This is a genomic window from Actinomadura meridiana (assembly GCF_039537545.1).
Lineage (GTDB): Bacteria > Actinomycetota > Actinomycetes > Streptosporangiales > Streptosporangiaceae > Spirillospora > Spirillospora meridiana.
On the sequence record NZ_BAABAS010000007.1, the window covers coordinates 261959 to 279943 of the forward strand.

19 protein-coding genes are annotated in these 17985 nt (G+C 70.3%); 11 read left to right on the forward strand and 8 right to left on the reverse strand.

The annotated features are described in order from the left end of the window. The first annotated feature begins 143 nt into the window (after nucleotides 1-143). Together ABD808_RS19280 and ABD808_RS19285 are read left to right on the forward strand one after the other, a co-directional pair. A complete protein-coding gene (locus ABD808_RS19280) occupies nucleotides 144-986 on the forward strand; it encodes an ABC transporter ATP-binding protein (RefSeq protein ID WP_344898616.1) in 843 nt (280 codons plus the stop codon). Beyond that, nucleotides 983-1699, forward strand: a complete 717-nt coding sequence (locus tag ABD808_RS19285) for an ABC transporter permease (RefSeq protein WP_344898543.1) — start codon at nucleotides 983-985, stop codon at nucleotides 1697-1699. The genes ABD808_RS19280 and ABD808_RS19285 overlap by 4 nt, the downstream gene beginning before the upstream one ends. On the opposite strand, the gene ABD808_RS19290 is transcribed toward ABD808_RS19285, so the two are convergent. From ABD808_RS19290 to ABD808_RS19305, 4 genes are all read right to left on the reverse strand, one after another. Continuing rightward, nucleotides 1700-2002 carry a hypothetical protein gene (locus ABD808_RS19290; protein ID WP_344898545.1) on the reverse strand — a complete coding sequence of 101 codons (303 nt, stop codon included), beginning with the start codon at nucleotides 2000-2002 and terminating at the stop codon, nucleotides 1700-1702. A 20-nt stretch (nucleotides 2003-2022) separates the two neighbouring features. Further along, on the reverse strand, nucleotides 2023-3135 hold the full coding sequence (locus ABD808_RS19295) for a chymotrypsin family serine protease (RefSeq protein ID WP_344898547.1): 1113 nt from the start codon (nucleotides 3133-3135) through the stop codon (nucleotides 2023-2025). A 41-nt stretch (nucleotides 3136-3176) separates the two neighbouring features. Continuing rightward, complete coding sequence (locus ABD808_RS19300) at nucleotides 3177-3578, reverse strand: hypothetical protein (protein WP_344898549.1); 402 nt, start codon at nucleotides 3576-3578, stop codon at nucleotides 3177-3179. Nucleotides 3579-3664: 86 nt separating this feature from the next. After that, entirely contained in the window at nucleotides 3665-4333 is a 669-nt protein-coding gene (locus ABD808_RS19305) for a hypothetical protein (RefSeq protein WP_344898551.1), read from the reverse strand. Between the two features lie 375 nt (nucleotides 4334-4708). Between ABD808_RS19305 and ABD808_RS19310 the strand changes: the two genes are divergently transcribed. From ABD808_RS19310 to ABD808_RS19320, 3 genes are all read left to right on the forward strand, one after another. Further along, on the forward strand, nucleotides 4709-5626 hold the full coding sequence (locus tag ABD808_RS19310) for a tyrosine-type recombinase/integrase (RefSeq protein WP_344898553.1): 918 nt from the start codon (nucleotides 4709-4711) through the stop codon (nucleotides 5624-5626). 92 nt (nucleotides 5627-5718) lie between these two features. Then, nucleotides 5719-6348, forward strand: coding sequence for a DUF4328 domain-containing protein (locus ABD808_RS19315; RefSeq protein ID WP_344898555.1), 630 nt, complete (start codon nucleotides 5719-5721; stop codon nucleotides 6346-6348). A 116-nt stretch (nucleotides 6349-6464) separates the two neighbouring features. Next, entirely contained in the window at nucleotides 6465-7829 is a 1365-nt protein-coding gene (locus tag ABD808_RS19320; RefSeq protein WP_344898557.1) for an alkaline phosphatase PhoX, read from the forward strand. An 8-nt stretch (nucleotides 7830-7837) separates the two neighbouring features. On the opposite strand, the gene coaA is transcribed toward ABD808_RS19320, so the two are convergent. Then, the gene (coaA, locus tag ABD808_RS19325; RefSeq protein ID WP_344898559.1) at nucleotides 7838-8779 is read right to left on the reverse strand and encodes a type I pantothenate kinase; all 942 of its coding nucleotides are present in this window, start codon (nucleotides 8777-8779) and stop codon (nucleotides 7838-7840) included. 122 nt (nucleotides 8780-8901) lie between these two features. Here coaA and glmS point away from each other — a divergent pair, with 122 nt between their 5' ends. Then, the gene (gene glmS, locus ABD808_RS19330) at nucleotides 8902-10746 is read left to right on the forward strand and encodes a glutamine--fructose-6-phosphate transaminase (isomerizing) (RefSeq protein WP_344898561.1); all 1845 of its coding nucleotides are present in this window, start codon (nucleotides 8902-8904) and stop codon (nucleotides 10744-10746) included. Nucleotides 10747-10937: 191 nt separating this feature from the next. Here glmS and ABD808_RS19335 read toward each other — a convergent pair whose 3' ends face one another. The 3 genes from ABD808_RS19335 to ABD808_RS19345 all read right to left on the reverse strand — a co-directional run bounded on the left by ABD808_RS19335 (nucleotide 10938) and on the right by ABD808_RS19345 (nucleotide 12518). Then, the gene (locus ABD808_RS19335) at nucleotides 10938-11147 is read right to left on the reverse strand and encodes a DUF397 domain-containing protein (protein ID WP_344898563.1); all 210 of its coding nucleotides are present in this window, start codon (nucleotides 11145-11147) and stop codon (nucleotides 10938-10940) included. Between the two features lie 246 nt (nucleotides 11148-11393). Beyond that, nucleotides 11394-11615 (reverse strand): DUF397 domain-containing protein, encoded by a 222-nt coding sequence (locus ABD808_RS19340; protein WP_344898565.1) that lies wholly within the window; start codon nucleotides 11613-11615, stop codon nucleotides 11394-11396. A 42-nt stretch (nucleotides 11616-11657) separates the two neighbouring features. Beyond that, nucleotides 11658-12518 carry a helix-turn-helix domain-containing protein gene (locus ABD808_RS19345; protein ID WP_344898567.1) on the reverse strand — a complete coding sequence of 287 codons (861 nt, stop codon included), beginning with the start codon at nucleotides 12516-12518 and terminating at the stop codon, nucleotides 11658-11660. 228 nt (nucleotides 12519-12746) lie between these two features. On the opposite strand from ABD808_RS19345, the gene ABD808_RS19350 reads away from it, so the two are divergent. From ABD808_RS19350 to ABD808_RS19370, 5 genes are all read left to right on the forward strand, one after another. Continuing rightward, entirely contained in the window at nucleotides 12747-14228 is a 1482-nt protein-coding gene (locus ABD808_RS19350) for an NAD(P)H-hydrate dehydratase (protein ID WP_344898569.1), read from the forward strand. 140 nt (nucleotides 14229-14368) lie between these two features. Continuing rightward, the gene (gene alr / locus ABD808_RS19355) at nucleotides 14369-15493 is read left to right on the forward strand and encodes an alanine racemase (protein ID WP_344898571.1); all 1125 of its coding nucleotides are present in this window, start codon (nucleotides 14369-14371) and stop codon (nucleotides 15491-15493) included. 13 nt (nucleotides 15494-15506) lie between these two features. Then, nucleotides 15507-16589 carry an alpha/beta fold hydrolase gene (locus tag ABD808_RS19360; protein ID WP_344898573.1) on the forward strand — a complete coding sequence of 361 codons (1083 nt, stop codon included), beginning with the start codon at nucleotides 15507-15509 and terminating at the stop codon, nucleotides 16587-16589. Then, a complete protein-coding gene (gene tsaE, locus ABD808_RS19365; RefSeq protein WP_486303655.1) occupies nucleotides 16586-17104 on the forward strand; it encodes a tRNA (adenosine(37)-N6)-threonylcarbamoyltransferase complex ATPase subunit type 1 TsaE in 519 nt (172 codons plus the stop codon). Before ABD808_RS19360 ends, tsaE begins: the two co-directional genes overlap by 4 nt. A gap of 130 nt (nucleotides 17105-17234) precedes the next feature. Continuing rightward, nucleotides 17235-17966 carry a hypothetical protein gene (locus ABD808_RS19370; protein WP_344898575.1) on the forward strand — a complete coding sequence of 244 codons (732 nt, stop codon included), beginning with the start codon at nucleotides 17235-17237 and terminating at the stop codon, nucleotides 17964-17966. Nucleotides 17967-17985 lie beyond the last annotated feature (19 nt).

The following is a 17985-nucleotide window of genomic DNA, read 5'->3' on the forward strand; positions in this document are numbered from 1 at the left end:
GTCGTCCCCCCACAGGAGATGGGGCTGAGCGGAGCGAGACGGGGGGTGTGGGGGGTCGTCCCCCCACAAGAGGTAAGACCGAGTTGATTCTGGAGAGCGTGTCCCGGTGGTACGGCAACGTCGTCGCTGTCAACGGGGTCTCGATGAAGGTCGGCCCGGGAGTCACCGGGCTGCTCGGCCCGAACGGCGCCGGTAAGTCGACGCTCATCCACATGATGGGCGGGTTCCTCTCGCCGTCGTCCGGATCCGTCACCCTTGACGGGACGCCGATCTGGCAGAACCCGAGCGTCTACCGGAGCCTCGGCCTCGTCCCCGAACGCGAGTCGGCGTACGACTTCCTCACCGGCGAGCAGTTCATCGTCGCGATGGCCAAGCTGCACAAGCTGCCCGACCCGACCGCCGCCGCGCGCCGCGCCATCGGCCTCGTCGAGATGGACTACGCGGCCGGACGCACGATCGGCAACTACTCCAAGGGCATGAAGCAGCGCATCAAGATGGCGTCGGCGCTGGTGCACGACCCGCCCGTCCTCCTGCTGGACGAGCCGTTCAACGGGATGGACCCGCGGCAGCGCCTCCAGCTCATGGACCTCATCCGGCGAATGGCCGACGAGGGCCGCACGATCCTGTTCTCCTCCCACATCCTGGAGGAGGTCGAGCGGCTCGCCACCCACATCGAGGTCATCGTCGCGGGACGGCACGCCGCGTCCGGCGACTTCCGCAAGATCCGGCGGCTGATGACCGACCGGCCGCACATCTTCCTCGTCCGCTCGTCCGACGACCGGCGGCTCGCCGCCGCCCTCATCGCGGACGGCTCGGCCCGCAGCGTCCAGCTCACCGACGACGGTCTCCAGATCGAGGCCGTCGACTTCCAGCGCTTCACCTGGCTGCTGCCACGCGCCTCCCGCGACGCCGACGTCCGCCTCTGGGAAGTCTCTCCAGCCGACGAGTCCCTCGAAAGCGTCTTCTCCTACCTGGTGGCACGATGAACTCGACGATCGCGATGATCACGTTTCGGTCGATGCTCGGTCGTAAGCGCGCGTTGCTCCTGTTGGGGCTGCCGTTGATCCTGCTGGTGCTGGCGGTGATCCTGCGGCTGGTGGGGCAGAACGATCTGGACGTCTCGTCGGACGTCCTCCAGCGGTTCGGGCTGGCGACGTTGCTGCCGTTGCTTTCGCTGATCGCCGGGACGGGTGTGATCGCGCCGGAGATCGACGACGGCCAGATCATGTACGTGCTGACGAAGCCGATCCCGCGTGAGGTGATCGTGCTGACCAAGCTGATGGTGGCGATCGTCCTGGTGACGGTGTTCGCGGTCGTGCCGACGCTGCTCGCGGGGCTGATCCTGATCGGGACGACCGCGCAGGTCACGCCCGCGCTCACCATCGGTCTCCTGGTCGGCGGCATCGCCTACAGTTCGGTGTTCGTCGCGCTCGGGGTCGCGAGCCGCAACGCCGCGACGATCGGGTTGCTGTACGCGCTGGTGTGGGAGTCGCTGCTCGGCAGCTTCGCGCCGGGCGCCAAGTCGGCGTCCATCCAGCAGTGGTCGCTGTCGGTCACTGACTCGCTGACCGGGGCGTCGTCGATCGAGTCGTCGGTCAACCTGACCGCGTCGGTCACGCTGCTGATCGTGGTGACGCTGGTGTCGGCGTTCCTGGCGACGTTCCGGCTGCGGACGCTGCCCGTGGCCAACGCTGAATGATCAGTGCGCCTCGTACGGCCCGGTGATGAGGGGGATCACGGGGAACCCGTCGAGTTCGGTGGGGACGTTCGGGCGCGCGGCTTCGGTCGTGACGTGTACGCGGATGACGTCTGATCCGTCTGGGGCGTGACTGTGGTCGATGCCTTGCACGCCGTCGAGCTTCAGGAGGGCGTTCCGGTGGCGCGTGATCGCTTTCTCGATGGGGGAGCGGGGCGTGGACGGCGGCGGGTCGAACGGCACCGCCGCCGTCTCGGGGGAGTCATGGGGCTCGCGGAACTCGCGTGGTGGCCGGTTCTGCTCCATGGGCTCCCCCTGCCCGGACGCTAGGTGTAGAGGTCGATGTCCAGGGCGTAGGCGACCAGGGACATCGGGTTGGCCAGCGTGCAGGTCGGTGAACCGGCGAACAGCAGGCCGATCGGCTCCTTGTCGTCCCACGTCCAGACGCAGGACCCCGAGTCGCCGGGGGCGCTGAACTGGCCGCCGCCGACCTCCTCGATCACGATCTGGTCGGCGAAGAACGCCGACCCGGCCGCTCCGTAACCGACCCTACCCGACCAGCCGACGCTGGTGACGACGCCCTTGGTGCGCTGGGTGGTGCGGCCGGACTTGCCCACGATCATGCCCAGCGCGGGAGTCTCGATCTCCGATCTGATCCGGAAGAGTTCGATTCCCCCGCTGGTCTGGACGCCGATCTCGGGCTGGACCCGGTCGGGCCAGCACCAGGCGGTGGCGCAGTCGACGAGGTTCACGCCGGTGAAGTCGATCGGCACGAAGGACTCCAGGGCGGCGATCTGGTCGTGCGGGCACGTCCCGCCGTCGTAGGGGCCCGGTTGGCAGACGCAGTCCCCGGCCATTCCGCGGTTGGTGTGGGCGATGACATGGTTGTTGCTGAGGCAGAGCAGCATGTCGTTGCGCGGTTGCTCCTTGCCGACCGCCAGGCAGCCGAGGGTTCCGGCCGTTCCGTCGACATGGCCGATCGAGAAGCCGCCGGGTGCCGGGCGGACACGCGCCCGGTTCCCCTGCGCGTCGATGGCGCCGCTGGTCACAATCCGCATCGGGACGTCGGCCGCGGACCGGACGCCCATGGCGTCCACGACCGACGCCCGTACGGTGTCGGCCGTCGCCGATTCAGCCACGTACACGGTGAGGGTCGGGGCTGTGGGCGCCGTCGCGCCGCCGATCCCGATGGCCACTCCCTGCACGTTTCCGGCACCCTCGAAGTTCTGCGCGTAGGCGGAACCCGCCTGCTCCTGGACGCTGCGGTGGATGGACGCGGCGATCTCGTCCCGGACGTCCAGGATCGCGCCGGGAGCGTCCACGGCCCCGGACGCCGTCGCGGCCGGGGGTTGAAAGTACACCCTGGCGTCGGCCGCCCTGCTCCGCGCGCCTTCCGGTGGGGTGGCGAAGGGCCGTCCATTCGAATCATCAGTACTCATGACCAACTCCTTTGGTTAGAAAATCGGGTCTTTCTTCCGGGCTAGGGAACGACGATGTAAACACACCCGGGGTCGCTGCTCGCACTGAGTTTCAATGCGTTTCGCACCGCGGCCATCAAAGCGTCGTTACGCGGCCCGTCCTGTTCTGTCTCCGGAACCTTCAAACTGTCCGCGACGGCGACGACCGCATAGGTCGCGTTTCCTCCTTTCGCGGCTATCTGCTGACCGCTGCCATAGCTGTGGCCCACATTGTCGATGACATCGAAGCCGACGCCCTGGTTGTCGATGCGAACGGGATTGCGCCCGGACGGCGGGACCAGATTTCCGCCGGTGCGCCAGAGGTCGGCGAACTCGATGTCCCTCGTCTGGTCGCCGATCTGGCGCCGGACCGTGCGATTGGTCCGGTCGAGCGCACGCGGCCTGCCCTGTAGCAGTTGCACCATTGGTCTTTTCCTTTCTTGGCGTGGTCGTTCGTGGACGTCACCCGCGTCGGCGGGCCGTGCGGCCGGGCCCCTCGCTGGTCAGCCGGTCACGGCGCGCAGGGGGCGGCCAGGTCCTCCGGCTTGCCCGGACGAAGGTGCCAGTTGTTCTCGGCGTCCAGGGTGACGGTCAGCGCCTTGGTTCCCGCGCTGTAGTCGAGGGTCAGGGCCTGGGTCAGCGTGGTCACGTCGACCATCTGCGTGTGCTTGTAGTTTCCGGCGGCGACGTAGTAGACGGGGTGCAGGGTGAAGAACTCCACCAGGTTGGGGCCGCCGTTGGTCACGCAGACGGGCGTGCCGTTGAGGGTGACCCCGACCGAGCTGTTCTGGACGCTCGGGATCGGGACAGCCCCGGTGTTCTCGATGTACAACATGTCGTGGTCGGGCGCCGGATCCTGGGTCATCTCCTCGAACAGGAAGGCGTCGTGCTTGTAGTCGAACCGCACCGCGCACTTCGCCGGGCTGGTCGGGTCGGCGGCGCTGGTGCCGCCCCCCGACCACGGCTTGCCCTTCTCCGTTCCTTGCGCCGACCAGGCGAACCCCCACTCGATGTCCCAGCAGAACGTGTGCCTGTTCCCCGGGTGGATCACATGGTGGCGCCACACCGTGCTGAGGGCGTGGCCCTGCTCGGCCTCCGGCAGCACCGCGAACATCGCGATATCCGGGCTGCCCTGCGCGAATTCTGACTCGTTGATGACGGTCAGGCTGTACTGTGCCATGTCTTCGCCTTTCTGTGAAATGCGGTGCCAGTGCGCCCGTTGACGCGCTCGACGATCACCACAAATGTATTGACGCGGCGGAACCGTGAATTGCATGGTCGCCGACCGCTGTTCACGCTACGCACGGACGCCATTGCGGAGAAACCATGCGACGGCAAAGTCCTGCCCACGGCAACAGAATACGAAGAAGGCCCGACATGATGTGACAGGGAACATCCAATTCCCTGTCACAAGCAGCGTGCTAAAACTCGTTTTCGATCATGAAGGACCATTGTCCGGGAGTGCTGAGGTTTCCGTCGCGGCCGGTCAGGGCACGGTTCAACGCTGGTGGCCCTTTTCTCGGTCTGGAGATGAGCGGTGTCTCTCGTGACGCAAATGATCACCACGTCGGAGGTCTCGCTGCGGACCGCGGCGGAGCGCTTTCTGGCCCGCCGTGATCTGGACGGCGACACCATCAGGTCCTACGCCCAGACGCTGCGCTGGCTGCGCCGCGAGTTCGGCGACGACACCCCGCTGGGCCGGATGACCGCCGAGGTCGTGGCGGCGGTGTTCGTCGTGGCCTGGGACGGCGTCGCCGCCCGCACCTGGAACCGGCACCGGTCCGCGTTGTGGTCGTTCACGACCTGGGCCGCGAGCCGCGGCTGGGACATGGGCGACCCGGCCGCGCGCATCGAGCGGCGCCCCGAACCTCGTGGCCGGGCGCGCGTCATCGACCGGCACGCCGTCGCGGCCCTGCTGGACCGTCCCGACGTCTCGGCCAGGGAGCGGACGTTATGGCGGCTGCTGTACGAGTCGGCCGCCTGCGCCGACTGGGCGCTGTCCCTCAACGTCGAGGACCTCGACCTGGTCGACCACCGTGGCCGCGTCGCCAAGGACGGGACGCTCCGCTGGATGCGCTGGCAGGCCGTCACGTCGCGCTGGCTCGCCGACCTGACCGAGGGGCGCCCGCGCGGCCCCCTCTTCCTGGCCGACCGGCGGCCCGCGCCCGCCCGGATGCCCGCCGCCTGCGACCTGTGCCCCGCGACCGGGCGCGGCAGGCTCTCCTACGAGCGCGCCGCGTACCTGTTCAAGAGGGCGACGCGGCCGATCGACCCGGCCGGGCAGGGCCACACGCTCTACCAGCTCCGCCACTCCCGGCTGACCCACCTCGGCGAGGACGGCTGGACGGCGCCGATGCTGATGGGCCTGTCCGGGCACGACGACGTCCGGAGCCTCGCCTCCTACGTCAGGTCGCGGAACGGTCCATGCCAGATCCCGGAGGCGCGCCCGGCGCGGGACGTCCGGCCCGGCTGACCGGCGTCACGATTTCGTGATCATTTAGGGCCTACCGTCCGGGGGCCTCCGCCACCAGGATGGGGCGCTACCTCCCCCGCGCAGGAGACCTGATGTATCCGACTCCCGAATCGCCGGACCTCGTTCGCCCGCCGGTCGGCGCCGCGATCCCGGCGCTCACCTTCCTCGGCGTCAACGTCGTGGCGCTCAACATCCTCACGCTCATCGGGTTATGGGCGATGTTCCAGGTCGAGGAGAACGGCGACGACGCCGAACCCGTGGCCGACGCGCTCGCGCTCGGCTCCATCCTCGAACTGCTGCTGACCGCCGCCGCGGGCGTCTTCGTGATCATCTGGCTGTGGCGGGCGCGGGCGAACGCCGACGTCATCGACGACCTGTCGAGCACCTGGTCGCGCCCCTGGGTGATCTTCGGCTGGGTCGTGCCCGTCGTCAGCCTCTGGGTGCCGCGCAGCATCGTCGGTTCGGTGTGGCGGGTCAGCGCACCGCCCCGCGCGACCGAATGGCCGGTGAACCTCTGGTGGACGGCCTACCTGGTGTACCTGATCGGCGGACGGGTCGCGAGCACGAACCCGGTGGACGGGTTCCGCGCCGACCTCTACCCGTTCGTCACCCTGGCGGGCTCCCTCGGGGCCCTGCTCGCGATGCTGGTCGTCTGGAAGATCACCCGTTTCCAGGAGGCGCAGGCCGTCCGGCTGAGGCAGGCCCTCGCCACGGGAGCCTGACCGGCGTCCGCTTCTGGCCCACCACCTCCCGGAAATAACACTGAGTAACTGTTCATGTGTGTAATGTCGCCAATCTGGATATGCATGCTGGGACGGTTCGAGGATGGGGGTGGGCCATGGCGATCTCGCGACGCGGGCTCCTGGCCGGGACGGGCGTGGTGGGGGCGGGCATCGCCTTCAGCGGCGCCGTCGAGCATCTGTTCAGGGGCGACGGGGCCGCGCCGCCCACCGGGAGGTACGGGCCGCTGGTGCCCGACCCGAACGACCTGCTGGACCTGCCGCGCGGCTTCCGGTACACCGTCCTGTCCCGCGAGGGCGAGCGGATGTTCTCGGGCGAGGGGCCGGTCCCGAGCCACTGTGACGGCATGTCGGCCTTCCCCAGGAAGGGCGGCGGCGCCTGGCTCGTCCGCAACCACGAGAACCGGCTGGACGCGTCGCACCGGGTTCCGGCCCTCCCCGGCATCACTTACGACCCCGGCGGCCTGGGCGGCTGCGCGGCCCTGGAGCTCGACGAGGCCGGACGGATCCGCACCGAACGGGTCGCCATCGCCGGGACGGCCGTGAACTGCGCGGGCGGCCACACGCCCTGGCGCACCTGGCTGACCTGCGAGGAGACCGAGGACAGGGCGGGCACCGGCAGCTACACCAAGGACCACGGGTTCATCTTCGAGGTCGATCCGTACCGCCAGGACAGGACCGTCCCCGAGCCGCTGACCGCCATGGGACGCTTCCAGCACGAGGCGATCGCTGTCGACCCCCGCGACGGCGTCGTGTACGAGACCGAGGACGCCTTCGACAAACCCTTCGGCCTCTTCTACCGCTTCCTCCCGAAGAAGCCGATGGGCGGCTTCGACAGCCTCCGGGCGGGCGGCCAGTTGGAGGCGCTGCGCGTCCCGGACGTCCCGGACCTGTCGATGATCCAGGAGACCGGCACGGTCTTCGAGCGCGTCGAGTGGGTGAAGGTCCTCGACCCCCGGGCGGACCAGACTCCCGTCCGGTTCCAGGACTTCGGCCCCGGCGGCATCACCCACGCGCAGAAACTGGAGGGCTGCTACTGGGGCGGCGACCGCGTCTACTTCGTGTCGAGCTACGCCCGCCGCGACGAGGGATCACGGGCCGACCATTTCGGGCAGGTCTGGTCGTACGAGCCGCACGACCGCCGCCTCACCCTCGTGATCGTGTTCGGCCCCGACACCCACATCCAGGCGCCGGGCGACTCGCCCGACAACATCTGCCTGGCGCCCCAGGGCGGCCTGATGGTCTGCGAGGACGGCGGCGGCGCCCAGTACGTCTTCGGTGTGACCCGCCAACGCGACGTCTACCCCATGGCCCGCAACCGGCAGAACATCGGCACCGAGGACGACCCCGCCTGGGGCGAGTTCGCGGGCGTCACGTTCTCCCCGGACGCCCAGACGATGTTCGTCAACGTCTACACCCCGGGCACGACCTTCGCGATAACCGGCCCCTGGTCCCACCACTAGGACAGGAATCAAATTCGACGCAGCCGCAGGCGTTGGACGGTGTGGTCGCGCGATTTGTGCAGGACGAGGGTGGCCCGGGCGCGAGTCGGAAGGATGTTGGAAACGAGGTTTATCTCGTTGACGTCGCGCCAGACGCGCTGGGCGAACGCGGCGGTCTCGTCCTCGTCCAGCTCCTTGGCGTACTTGTGGAAGTACGAGCGCGGGTCGGTGAAGGCGGTGCGGCGCAGGGCGAACAGCCGGTCGACGTACCACTGGCGGATGTCCTCGACCCGGGCGTCGACATAGATGGAGAAGTCAAAGAAGTCGGATACGCCGAGGGTGCCGGGCGGTGGGGCCTGGAGGACGTTCAGACCCTCCACGATCAGAATGTCCGGGCGCCGGACGGTCTGAACCGCGTCCGGCACGATGTCGTACTCCAGGTGTGAGTACACCGGGATCGACACCTCGTCCGCGCCCGACTTGATCGAGGAGACGAACCGGACGAGCGACCGCCGGTCGTACGACTCCGGAAAGCCCTTGCGGTCCAGGATGCCGCGCTCGGACAGCACGGCGTTCGGATACAGGAAGCTGTCGGTGGTCACCAGCTCCACGCTCGGGTGCTCCGGCCAGCGCGCGAGGAGCGTGCGCAGCAGCCGGGACGTGGTCGACTTGCCGACCGCGACGCTGCCCGCCACGCCGATGATGAACGGGGTGGGCTGGACCTCCCCGCCGAGGAAGTCGCCGACGGTGTCGCGCAGGCGCCCGTCCGACTGGAAGAACAGGGTCAGTAAACGGGACAGCGGCAGGTACACCTCCTCGACCTCGGCGATGTCGATCGGGTCCTTGAGTCCGCGCAGCGCGTCCAGCTCGCCCGGGGTGAGGGGCAGCGGCGTGTTCTCCCGCAGGCCCCGCCAGGCGGCCCGCGAGATCTCCACGTAGGGGCTCGGCACGCTGTCCCATCCGGTCGTCATGGCTGAAACAGTAACCGGGCCCGTCGGCAGGACACGGCGTTTTCATCTCTCGTCCACGAGCCCGTCACCATCCGCGTCCCTCGCAGGTGGCGCGGGTCGCCGCATTGAATAGGGTTGCGGTCATGTGCGGAATCGTGGGTTACGTGGGCGGCCGCTCGGCGCTCGATGTGGTCGTCGAGGGGCTGGCGCGGCTGGAGTACCGCGGCTACGACTCGGCCGGGGTGGCCGTGCTGGCCGACGGGAAGCTGGCGACGGCGAAGCGGGCGGGCAAGCTCGTGAATCTCCGGGGCGCGCTGGAAGAGGATCCGCCGCCCGCCGGGACGCTCGGCATGGGGCACACACGGTGGGCGACGCACGGCCCGCCGAACGATCGCAACGCGCATCCGCACGTCGACTGCACCGGGTCCGTCGCGGTGATCCACAACGGGATCATCGAGAACTTCGCCGAGCTGCGGGCGGAGCTGGAGGAGGCGGGGCACGGGCTCGCGTCCGACACCGACACCGAGGCCGTCGCGCACCTGCTGGAGGACGAGCTGAAGGCGGGCGGCGGTCTCGCCGAGGCGATGCGCCGGGTGTGCCGACGGTTGGACGGCGCGTTCACCCTAGTCGCGGTGCACACCGGCGACCCGGACCTGGTGGTGGGGGCGCGCCGCAACTCGCCGCTGGTCGTCGGGGTCGGCGAGGGGGAGAACTTCCTCGCCAGCGACGTCGCCGCGTTCATCGCGCACACCCGCGACGCGATCGAGCTGGGCCAGGACCAGGTCGTCGAGCTGCGCTCGGGCGGGGTGGAGGTCACCGACTTCGAGGGCCGTCCCGCCGACGTGCAGGCCTACCACGTCGACTGGGACGTGTCCGCCGCCGAGAAGGGCGGCTACGACTACTTCATGCTCAAGGAGATCGCCGAGCAGCCGCGCGCGGTCGCCGACACGCTGCTCGGCCGCATCGGCGCCGACGGCCGCCTGCGCCTGGACGAGATGCGCATCTCCGACCGCGAGCTGCGCGAGGTCGACAAGATCATCATCGTGGCCTGCGGGACGTCGTACCACGCCGGGCTGATCGCCAAGTACGCGATCGAGCACTGGGCGGGGCTGCCGTGCGAGGTGGAGCTGGCCAGCGAGTTCCGCTACCGCGACCCGATCCTGTCGCCGACGACGCTGGTCATCGCGATCTCCCAGTCGGGCGAGACGATGGACGCGCTGATGGCCGTCCGGCACGCGCGGGAGCAGAAGGCCAAGCTGCTCGGCATCTGCAACGTCAACGGTTCGACGCTGCCGCGCGAGTGCGACGGCGTCCTGTACACGCACGCGGGGCCGGAGATCGCGGTCGCGTCCACCAAGGCGTTCCTCACGCAGCTCGTCGCGGTGTACCTCATCGCGCTCTACATCGCGCAGACGCGCGGCACCAAGTGGGGCGACGAGGTGTTCGCGATGGTGCAGTTGCTGGAGCGGATGCCGGAGAAGGTGGAGAAGGTCCTGGAGACGATGGGGCCCGTCCGCGAACTGGCACGTTCCCTGGCCGGTGAGCGGTGCGTGCTGTTCCTCGGCCGCCATGTGGGGTTCCCGGTCGCGCTGGAGGGCGCGCTGAAGCTCAAGGAACTCGCGTACATGCACGCGGAGGGGTTCGCCGCCGGTGAGCTGAAGCACGGGCCGATCGCGCTGATCGAGCAGGGGCTGCCGGTGGTGGTGATCGTGCCGCCACGGGCGCGCGACACCCTGCACGACAAGATCGTGTCGAACATCCAGGAGATCCGGGCCCGGGGCGCCCGGACGATCGTGATCGCCGAGGACGGCGACGAGTCGGTGGTGCCGTACGCGGACACACTGATCGGCGTCCCGGCCGTTCCGACGCTTCTCCAGCCGTTGGTGACGACCGTTCCGCTCCAGGTGTTCGCGTGCGAGCTGGCCACGGCGAAGGGCCATGACGTCGACCAGCCGCGCAATCTCGCCAAATCCGTGACCGTCGAGTAACGGGTTGTTCCGGGGGCGCGGGGGCGCCTCCCGCCGGTGATTCGGATTGTTCGGTGCCGGGCCTCGATCGTGGTGGGTCGGGGCCCGGTATGTGCCGAACACCTGGGGCCGGAGAGTAATGCGCACGCCTTTGGACGCGATTCTCCGCAGAACTGAGAATCTCAGTTCCTGTGTAACTTGCAGGGATGCTTTCAGCGGCCGTCGAAACGGCCGTCCTTCGCGCGCCCGACGAACTCGCGCCATTCACCCCGACCGAACGCGAGGCGTGCGGTGACGTCCTCGGCGTCCCGTACGGATATCGCGCCGTCGTCGAGCCGTGCGACCTCGACGCACGCGTTGCTGGCGCCGCATCGAGCGCTCCTTCTCCATTGGGCGGGCGGTGTTCCCTGGACGAAACTCATTCCGGCTCCTGCCTCGAAAGTTGCATTTGCCCGCGGCCACGCTGCCGGTGCCAAGCACACGGTAACAAGATCGCAAAAAACTTCTGATCACACACGCTCTTGGCGGTGCCCTTGTGGCCAGAGTGGCGAGGAAGGAGCAGAGTTTCCGGTGAGCTGGCAACGAGCCGAGTCTGGTGTGGACCCGGCCCGTCCGCCGCGGTGCCCTACCGCGCCCTCGTGAGGCGCGGGGTGGGACTCATCCGCCTGTCATCGGCCCAAATCGAACGCGCCCTTCTTGGCCTGTTCGACGAATTCCCGCCACTCTCCCTGGGAGAACGACAGGACCGGGCTCTGCGTGCCGTGCTTGGCGTCACGGGCCCCGATGAGGCCGGCAGGACCGGCCAATGGAGCGATTTCGACGCACGTGTTGCTCGCCCCGCAGTGGGCGCTTCTCCTCCATTGTGGAGCAGGAGTGGCGAAACGGGACACTCGTTGCCTTCCATAAGGACAGAGCCCCTTTGCGGACTCTTCCTACCAGGCATCCCGGGCCTCGATGATACGCCGCCGGGAGTCGGCGGCGTCCAAGGCCTGGCGGGCCAGGCTTGTATAGGCGAGCCTGTACATATAGGTGACAGCCTCCTCCGCAAAGTGGCTGATCGTGAGCGATTCGGTGTGCACGATATCAGGGAAAACGATATCGTGCACCGGTGAGAATTGCAGGAGGATAAATGACTCGGCCAACACCGAGTGTGCCACGTTCAAAGGCAGGATCTGTACCGTCAGGTGGGGAAGCGAGGCCATCCTGTGGAGATGTTCGAGCTGCTCCCGCATGACCTTCCGGTCGCCGATCCGGCGCTGTAGAACCGCCTCGTCGAGAATCACCGACAGTTCCAGCGGATGCGGCCGGTCGAGCACCTCGCGGCGGCGCATTCGCACGTCCAGCCTGCGTTCCAGTTCCTGCGGCGGCAGGGTCGCCAGGTCGCTCCAGCCGCCGATGACATTGCGCGCGTAGTCCTCGGTCTGGAGCAGGCCGGGCAGCACGGTGCTGCACCATTCCCGCACGGCCGTGGCCTCGGACTCCAGCGCGATGTAGTCGGCGAGGGGGCTCGGCAGGTCGCGGTACTCCTCCCACCAGCCGCGCCGGGCGGCGTCGTGCGCCAGCGAGACGAGGTCCTGGCGGCGCGCGCCCTCGATCTCGTACAGGTCGAGCAGACGCAGCACATCACCGATCTTCGCGCCGGTCCGCGCGTTCTCCAGGCGGCTGACCTTGGCGGTCGACCAGGCCAGGGTGTCGGCGACCTCGTCACCGGTGAGGCCCTGCCGTTCGCGGAGCCGCCGCAGCTCGGCCGCCAACCGCCGCTGCCGGACCGAGGGCCCTCGGGAAGTGCTCATTGCTCGGCCTCTCAAGTCCAAACGGACTGATCAGGGCGCATTCCGTGGCACGGGGGGCGCCGCGGTGCGAATACATCGGACCGGATGATGAAGATTCTACGGCCGATCATTCAATGGCGCACGTAACACTGAAAGTTGCAGCGCAAGGTGCGAATGCCCTGGGGTGCGGGGTTGCGGAATGCCTTCGCGTGGCACTCTAAGGGTTGTGATCCACGTGGGGAGACGCGGATGAGGTACGCGCACGAGGTCGGCAAGGTGCGGGCGGCGGAGGGGGCCCTGATGGCCCGGCTCCCGGACGGCACCCTGATGCAGCGCGCGGCCGTCGGGCTGGCGTCGGTCTGCGCGCGGATCCTGCCCGCCGTGTACGGAGCCCGCGTCGTCCTTCTGGTCGGCGGCGGGGACAACGGCGGCGACGCCCTGTACGCCGGGGCCCGGCTCGCCCGGCGCGGCGCCCGCGTCCACGCCGTCCAAGCGGGGTCGAAGATCCACGAAGGCGGGCTGGCGTCCCTGCGCGAGGCGGGCGGGCGCCTGCTGGACGACGCCGAGACCCCGGCCGCCATCGCCGACGCCGACCTGATCATCGACGGGCTGACCGGCATCGGCGGGACGGGCGGCCTGCGCGAGCCCCACGCCCGCTACGCCGCCCTCGCCGCCGAGTCCGAGGGTCTGGTCATCGCGTGCGATGTCCCGAGCGGCGTGGACGCGAGCACCGGCCGCGTCGAGGGCGCCGCCGTCCACGCCGACGTGACGGTCACGTTCGGCACGCACAAACCGGGCCTTCTGGTCGATCCGGGCGCGTCCCACTGCGGCGTGGTCGAACTGGTCGACATCGGCCTCGGCCCCGATCTGCCCGACCCGGACGTCGTCGCGGCCCGTCCGGCGGACGTCCAGCCGCCGGAGCCCGCCCCCGAGTCCGACAAGTACCGCCGGGGCGTCGTCGGCATCCTCGCGGGCGGTGAGGAGTTCACCGGCGCCGCCGTGCTCAGTGTCGGTGGCGCGCTCCACGGCGGCGCGGGCATGGTCAGGTTCGCGTCCGTCGGGCGGCCGGTGGAGCTGGTGCGGCAGCGCTGGCCCGAGGCTGTCGCGACGGTCATCGACCCCGGCCCGCACGAACCGGCGGTGCTGGAACGGATCGGCCGCGTCCAGTGCTGGGTCGTCGGCCCGGGGCTCGGCACCGGCGAGGCCGCCGAGTCGCTGGTGGCGGCCGTCCTCGGCACCGACCTGCCCGCGCTCGTGGACGCCGACGGCCTCACCGTGCTGGCCCGCCGCCGCGACCTCCTCGCCCGCGACGCGCCGACCGTCCTCACCCCGCACGCGGGCGAGCTGGCCCGCCTGATCGGCGCCGCCCGCGACGACATCGAGGCCGCCCGGCTCGATCATGTCCGCCGGGCCGCCGCCGAGCTGTCCGCGACCGTGCTGCTGAAGGGGTCCACGACGCTTGTGGCCGAGGAGGACCGTCCCGTCCGGGTCAACCCGACGGGGACGCCACGGCTGGCCACCGCCGGGACGGGCGACGTCCTGTCCGGCCTGATCGGCGCCCTTCTGGCGGGCGGTCTGCCCGCGCTGGACGCGGCCGCCGCCGGTGCCTACCTGCACGGCCTGGCCGCCCGGCTGGCCGCCGCGCCCGCCCCAGGCCCCGAATCGCCCATCACGGCCCCGGACGTCATCGACGCGCTCCCCGCCGCCTTCCGCGCCCTCAATGCCTCCTGACGGCCCAACGAACCCAGAAACGGACAGTGGCGTCTTATTGGACAGGGGGTGTCGGAAGGGGGCTCGCGGAGGGCACGACGTGGCCATGACCTGGGCGGTGTTGCTCCAGGCATGGCGATGGGAGCGGCACACTGATGGTTATGAAGGTTCCTGCTGAGGCGCGTGTCGACCTTGAGGCGATCGCCGGGAATGTCGGGATGCTGCGCGAGCGCGCGCGGGGCGCCGAGATCATGGCCATGGTGAAGGCCGAGGCGTACGGGCACGGCCTGGCCGAGGCCGCCGGGGCGGCGCTGCGCGGCGGCGCCACCTGGCTCGGGGTCGCCAAGCTGGCGGAGGCGCTGCGGCTGCGGGACGCGGGCTTCACCGTCCGGACCCTGTCCTGCCTCGGCGTGCCCGGCGAGCCCTACGAGCAGGCCGTCGCCCGCGACATCGACCTGACCGTCGGCGCGCTGTGGCTGCTGGAGGAGGTCGTCCGGGCGGCGGAGTCGGCCGGACGCGCCGCCAGGATCCATCTGAAGGCCGACACGGGCATGTCGCGCGGCGGGGCGCGGGGCAGCGACTGGGAGGAGCTGGTCGACGCCGCGCTGAAGGCGGAGGCGTCGGGACGGGTCCGCGTCGTCGGCGTCATGTCGCATCTGGCCTGCGCGGACGAGCCGGGCCACCCGGCCATCGCGGCGCAGGTTGGAGCGTTCACGGAGATGGTCGAGTACGCGGAGCACACGGGCGCGCGGCTCGAGGTCAGGCACCTGTCGAACTCGGCGGGCGCGCTGACGCTTCCGCAGGCCCGGTTCGACCTGGTCCGTCCGGGCATCGCGCTCTACGGGCTGACGCCGGTCCCGGCGCTCGGCGGGTTCGGGCTGCGGCCCGCGATGACGATGGTGGCGGACGCCGCGCTGGTGAAGCGGGCCCCGGCGGGCAGCGGCGTGTCGTACGGTCACACCTACCGCACCACGCGGGAGACGACGCTCGCCGTCGTCCCCGTCGGGTATGGGGACGGCATCCCCCGGCACGGGTCGAACCTGCTGGAGGTCTTCGCGGGCGGCGCCCGGCGGACGATCGCCGGACGGGTCTGCATGGACCAGTTCGTCATCGACCTCGGCGACGACGCGCTGTCGGCGGGCGAGGAGATCATCCTGTTCGGCCCGGGCGACCGGGGCGAGCCGACGGCGCAGGAGTGGGCGGACGCACTGGGCACGATCTCGTATGAGATCGTCACCCGCATCGGGTCCCGGGTACCGAGGGCGTACCCGGGCGGGGCGCTGTAGGAGGCGCGCGCGTATGGGCAGCAGGCGCGGGATCGGCCGAGGACTCGGCGTGGTCGGCACCGTCGCGGGCGCCGGCGCGGCCGGGGTCGGCGCGGCCGTCGGGCTGCGGCATGTCGCGGTCGGCCGGGTGCGGCTGCGTCCCGACCCGGACGCGGGCGAGCCGTTCGGCGAGCTGCGCGGCCGGGAGCTGACCGTCAAGGCGAGCGACGGCCTGCCGCTGCACGTCGAGGTGGACGGCCCCGACGACGCCGACCTCACCATCGTGTTCAGCCACGGCTACACCCTCAACCAGGACTCCTGGCACTACCAGCGCCGCGACCTGCCGAAGTCGCTGCGCAAGGTCTTCTGGGACCAGCGCAGCCACGGCCGGTCCGGGCGCAGCGACCCGCTGCACGCGACGATCGAGCAGACCGGCGACGACCTGTACAAGGTGCTGAAGGCGACGGTCCGGCCGAAGCGGCCCGTGATCCTCGTCGGGCACTCCATGGGCGGCATGTCGATCATGGCGTTGGCGGACCGGCGGCCCGAGGTGTTCCGGCGGCAGGTCGTCGGGGTGGCGCTGGTCAACACGTCCTGCGGGGACATGGCGGAGATGACGCTGGGGCTGCCGCTGGTGCTGGCGAAGGTCGTCCAGCCGCTGGCGCCCCGCACGCTGCGCGGGCTCGGCCGCCGCGCCGACCTGGTGGAGCGGGCCCGGGGGCTCGGCTCCGACCTGGCGTTCGTCGTCACGCGGAAGATGGCGTTCGCCGACAAGCACGTGAGCCCGACCGTCGTCGACTTCCTGGAGCAGATGGTCCGGGGCACGCCGATCGACGTGATCGCGGAGTTCTATCCGGCGCTGATGGCGCACGACAAGCTCGGCTGCCTGGACGTTCTCGGCCGGGTCCCGACGCTGGTGCTGGCGGGCGGCCGCGACCGGCTGACCCCGGCCGGTGCCTCGCGCCGCATCGCCGAGGCGCTGCCGGACGTGGAGCTGGTAGAGGTGGAGGAGGCCGGGCACGTGCTGCCGCTGGAGTATCCGGGCGTCGTCACCGGCGGCCTGCGCCGGTTGATCGAGCGCGTCAGCCCGGGCTACGAGGAGGAACGAACCGCGTGAACACGAACCGCGTGAACACGAACCGCGTGAACACGACAGGGGTGGACGTGCCCACCGCCGAGGACATGCGCGGGCTCGGCGTCCGGCTCGCCGGGCTGCTGCGCGCGGGCGACCTGCTGGTCATGGCGGGTCCGCTGGGCGCGGGCAAGACGACGCTCACGCAGGGCATCGGCGAGGGCCTGAAGGTGCGGGGGCCGATCACCTCGCCCACGTTCGTGATCGCGCGGGTGCATCCGTCGCTCGTCGAGGGGCCGCCGCTGGTGCACGCCGACGCCTACCGGCTGGGCGGCTTCGCCGAGCTGGACGATCTCGACCTGGACGCCTCCCTCGACGAGTCGGTGACGGTCGTGGAGTGGGGCGAGGGTCTCGCGGAGGGCCTCGCCGAAGACCGGCTGGAACTGGTCATCTCCCGGGGCGACGACGGCGACGGCGACGGCGAGGACGAGCGGCGCCACGTCACGATCACCGGGATCGGCGACCGCTGGGCCGACCTGGAGCTGGGCGCCCGAGGCTGACCGGCTTCGGCCGTCTTCCCTCGCTTTTCCGCAGGTCAGTGGGCATCTTGACCGCCGGATGTCGTACCCTTTGCCGGAACGAACCCTGACATTCGTGACTTTTCGGTTTCCGCGCGGGGGGTGAGAGCCGGTGAGTGGCAGCCATCGCGTCCGCCGCGTCCAGCGTGAACGCCCGAGACGGCGCCGGAGGAGCGGGCGGCGGGCCGCGATCGTCGGGGCCGCCGGGGCAGGGGTCGCCGGTTGCGCGGTCGCCGCGTACCTCGTCCTGGCGGGCGGCGGCGCGAGCGGCGACGGCACCGGACGGGTCGTCGGCAGCGCCACCGAGACGTCCCGGACGGCGGGCGGCGAGCACACCGGCGTCCCCGACCCCTGCGCGATCATCGGGCAGGATCTCGTCGACAGGCTCGCGCCCGGCGCCGAACGCACCGAGGGCGACAGCTACCAGGGCGACGACCGGCAGAACCAGTGCGTGTGGGGCGCGTACGCGGGCGACGCCAAGCGGCAGCTGACCGTCGAACTGCGCGCGATCCCCGCCGGTGGTGCCGCGACGCCCACGGAGGCCGCGCGCACCACGTTCGCGTCCGAACGCACCGCTGACGAGTCGGGCAAGGGGCTGCTCACCGGGCAGAAGCTCACCGACAAGGCCCGTCTCACCGATGTCGGCGACGAGGGCTACGTCGTGTACAGCGTCGATGACGGACAGGGGTCGGGTGAGGCGATCGGGAACGTCCGGCTGGGCAACGTGCTCGTCACCGTCCACTACTCGGGCTCCGACGACGGCGAGCCGTTGTCGTCGCGGACCGCGACCGCCGGGACCGTCACCGTGGCCAAGGCCGTGGTCCACGGCCTCGACCGGCGCTGACCCGGCCCACCGCTCGGCG

What these genes read in the sequence shown, in the direction of transcription:
- alr (WP_344898571.1), top strand. Translation starts at nt 14,369, where the DNA reads ATGAAGGTTCCTGCTGAGGCGCGTGTCGACCTTGAGGCGATCGCCGGG.
- ABD808_RS19300 (WP_344898549.1), bottom strand. Translation starts at nt 3,578, where the DNA reads ATGGTGCAACTGCTACAGGGCAGGCCGCGTGCGCTCGACCGGACCAAT.
- ABD808_RS19315 (WP_344898555.1), top strand. Translation starts at nt 5,719, where the DNA reads ATGTATCCGACTCCCGAATCGCCGGACCTCGTTCGCCCGCCGGTCGGC.
- ABD808_RS19320 (WP_344898557.1), top strand. Translation starts at nt 6,465, where the DNA reads ATGGCGATCTCGCGACGCGGGCTCCTGGCCGGGACGGGCGTGGTGGGG.
- ABD808_RS19305 (WP_344898551.1), bottom strand. Translation starts at nt 4,333, where the DNA reads ATGGCACAGTACAGCCTGACCGTCATCAACGAGTCAGAATTCGCGCAG.
- ABD808_RS19310 (WP_344898553.1), top strand. Translation starts at nt 4,709, where the DNA reads ATGATCACCACGTCGGAGGTCTCGCTGCGGACCGCGGCGGAGCGCTTT.
- ABD808_RS19335 (WP_344898563.1), bottom strand. Translation starts at nt 11,147, where the DNA reads ATGAGTTTCGTCCAGGGAACACCGCCCGCCCAATGGAGAAGGAGCGCT.
- ABD808_RS19350 (WP_344898569.1), top strand. Translation starts at nt 12,747, where the DNA reads ATGAGGTACGCGCACGAGGTCGGCAAGGTGCGGGCGGCGGAGGGGGCC.
- ABD808_RS19280 (WP_344898616.1), top strand. Translation starts at nt 144, where the DNA reads ATGAAGGTCGGCCCGGGAGTCACCGGGCTGCTCGGCCCGAACGGCGCC.
- ABD808_RS19345 (WP_344898567.1), bottom strand. Translation starts at nt 12,518, where the DNA reads ATGAGCACTTCCCGAGGGCCCTCGGTCCGGCAGCGGCGGTTGGCGGCC.
- ABD808_RS19285 (WP_344898543.1), top strand. Translation starts at nt 983, where the DNA reads ATGAACTCGACGATCGCGATGATCACGTTTCGGTCGATGCTCGGTCGT.
- ABD808_RS19295 (WP_344898547.1), bottom strand. Translation starts at nt 3,135, where the DNA reads ATGAGTACTGATGATTCGAATGGACGGCCCTTCGCCACCCCACCGGAA.
- ABD808_RS19290 (WP_344898545.1), bottom strand. Translation starts at nt 2,002, where the DNA reads ATGGAGCAGAACCGGCCACCACGCGAGTTCCGCGAGCCCCATGACTCC.
- coaA (WP_344898559.1), bottom strand. Translation starts at nt 8,779, where the DNA reads ATGACGACCGGATGGGACAGCGTGCCGAGCCCCTACGTGGAGATCTCG.
- glmS (WP_344898561.1), top strand. Translation starts at nt 8,902, where the DNA reads ATGTGCGGAATCGTGGGTTACGTGGGCGGCCGCTCGGCGCTCGATGTG.
- ABD808_RS19360 (WP_344898573.1), top strand. Translation starts at nt 15,507, where the DNA reads ATGGGCAGCAGGCGCGGGATCGGCCGAGGACTCGGCGTGGTCGGCACC.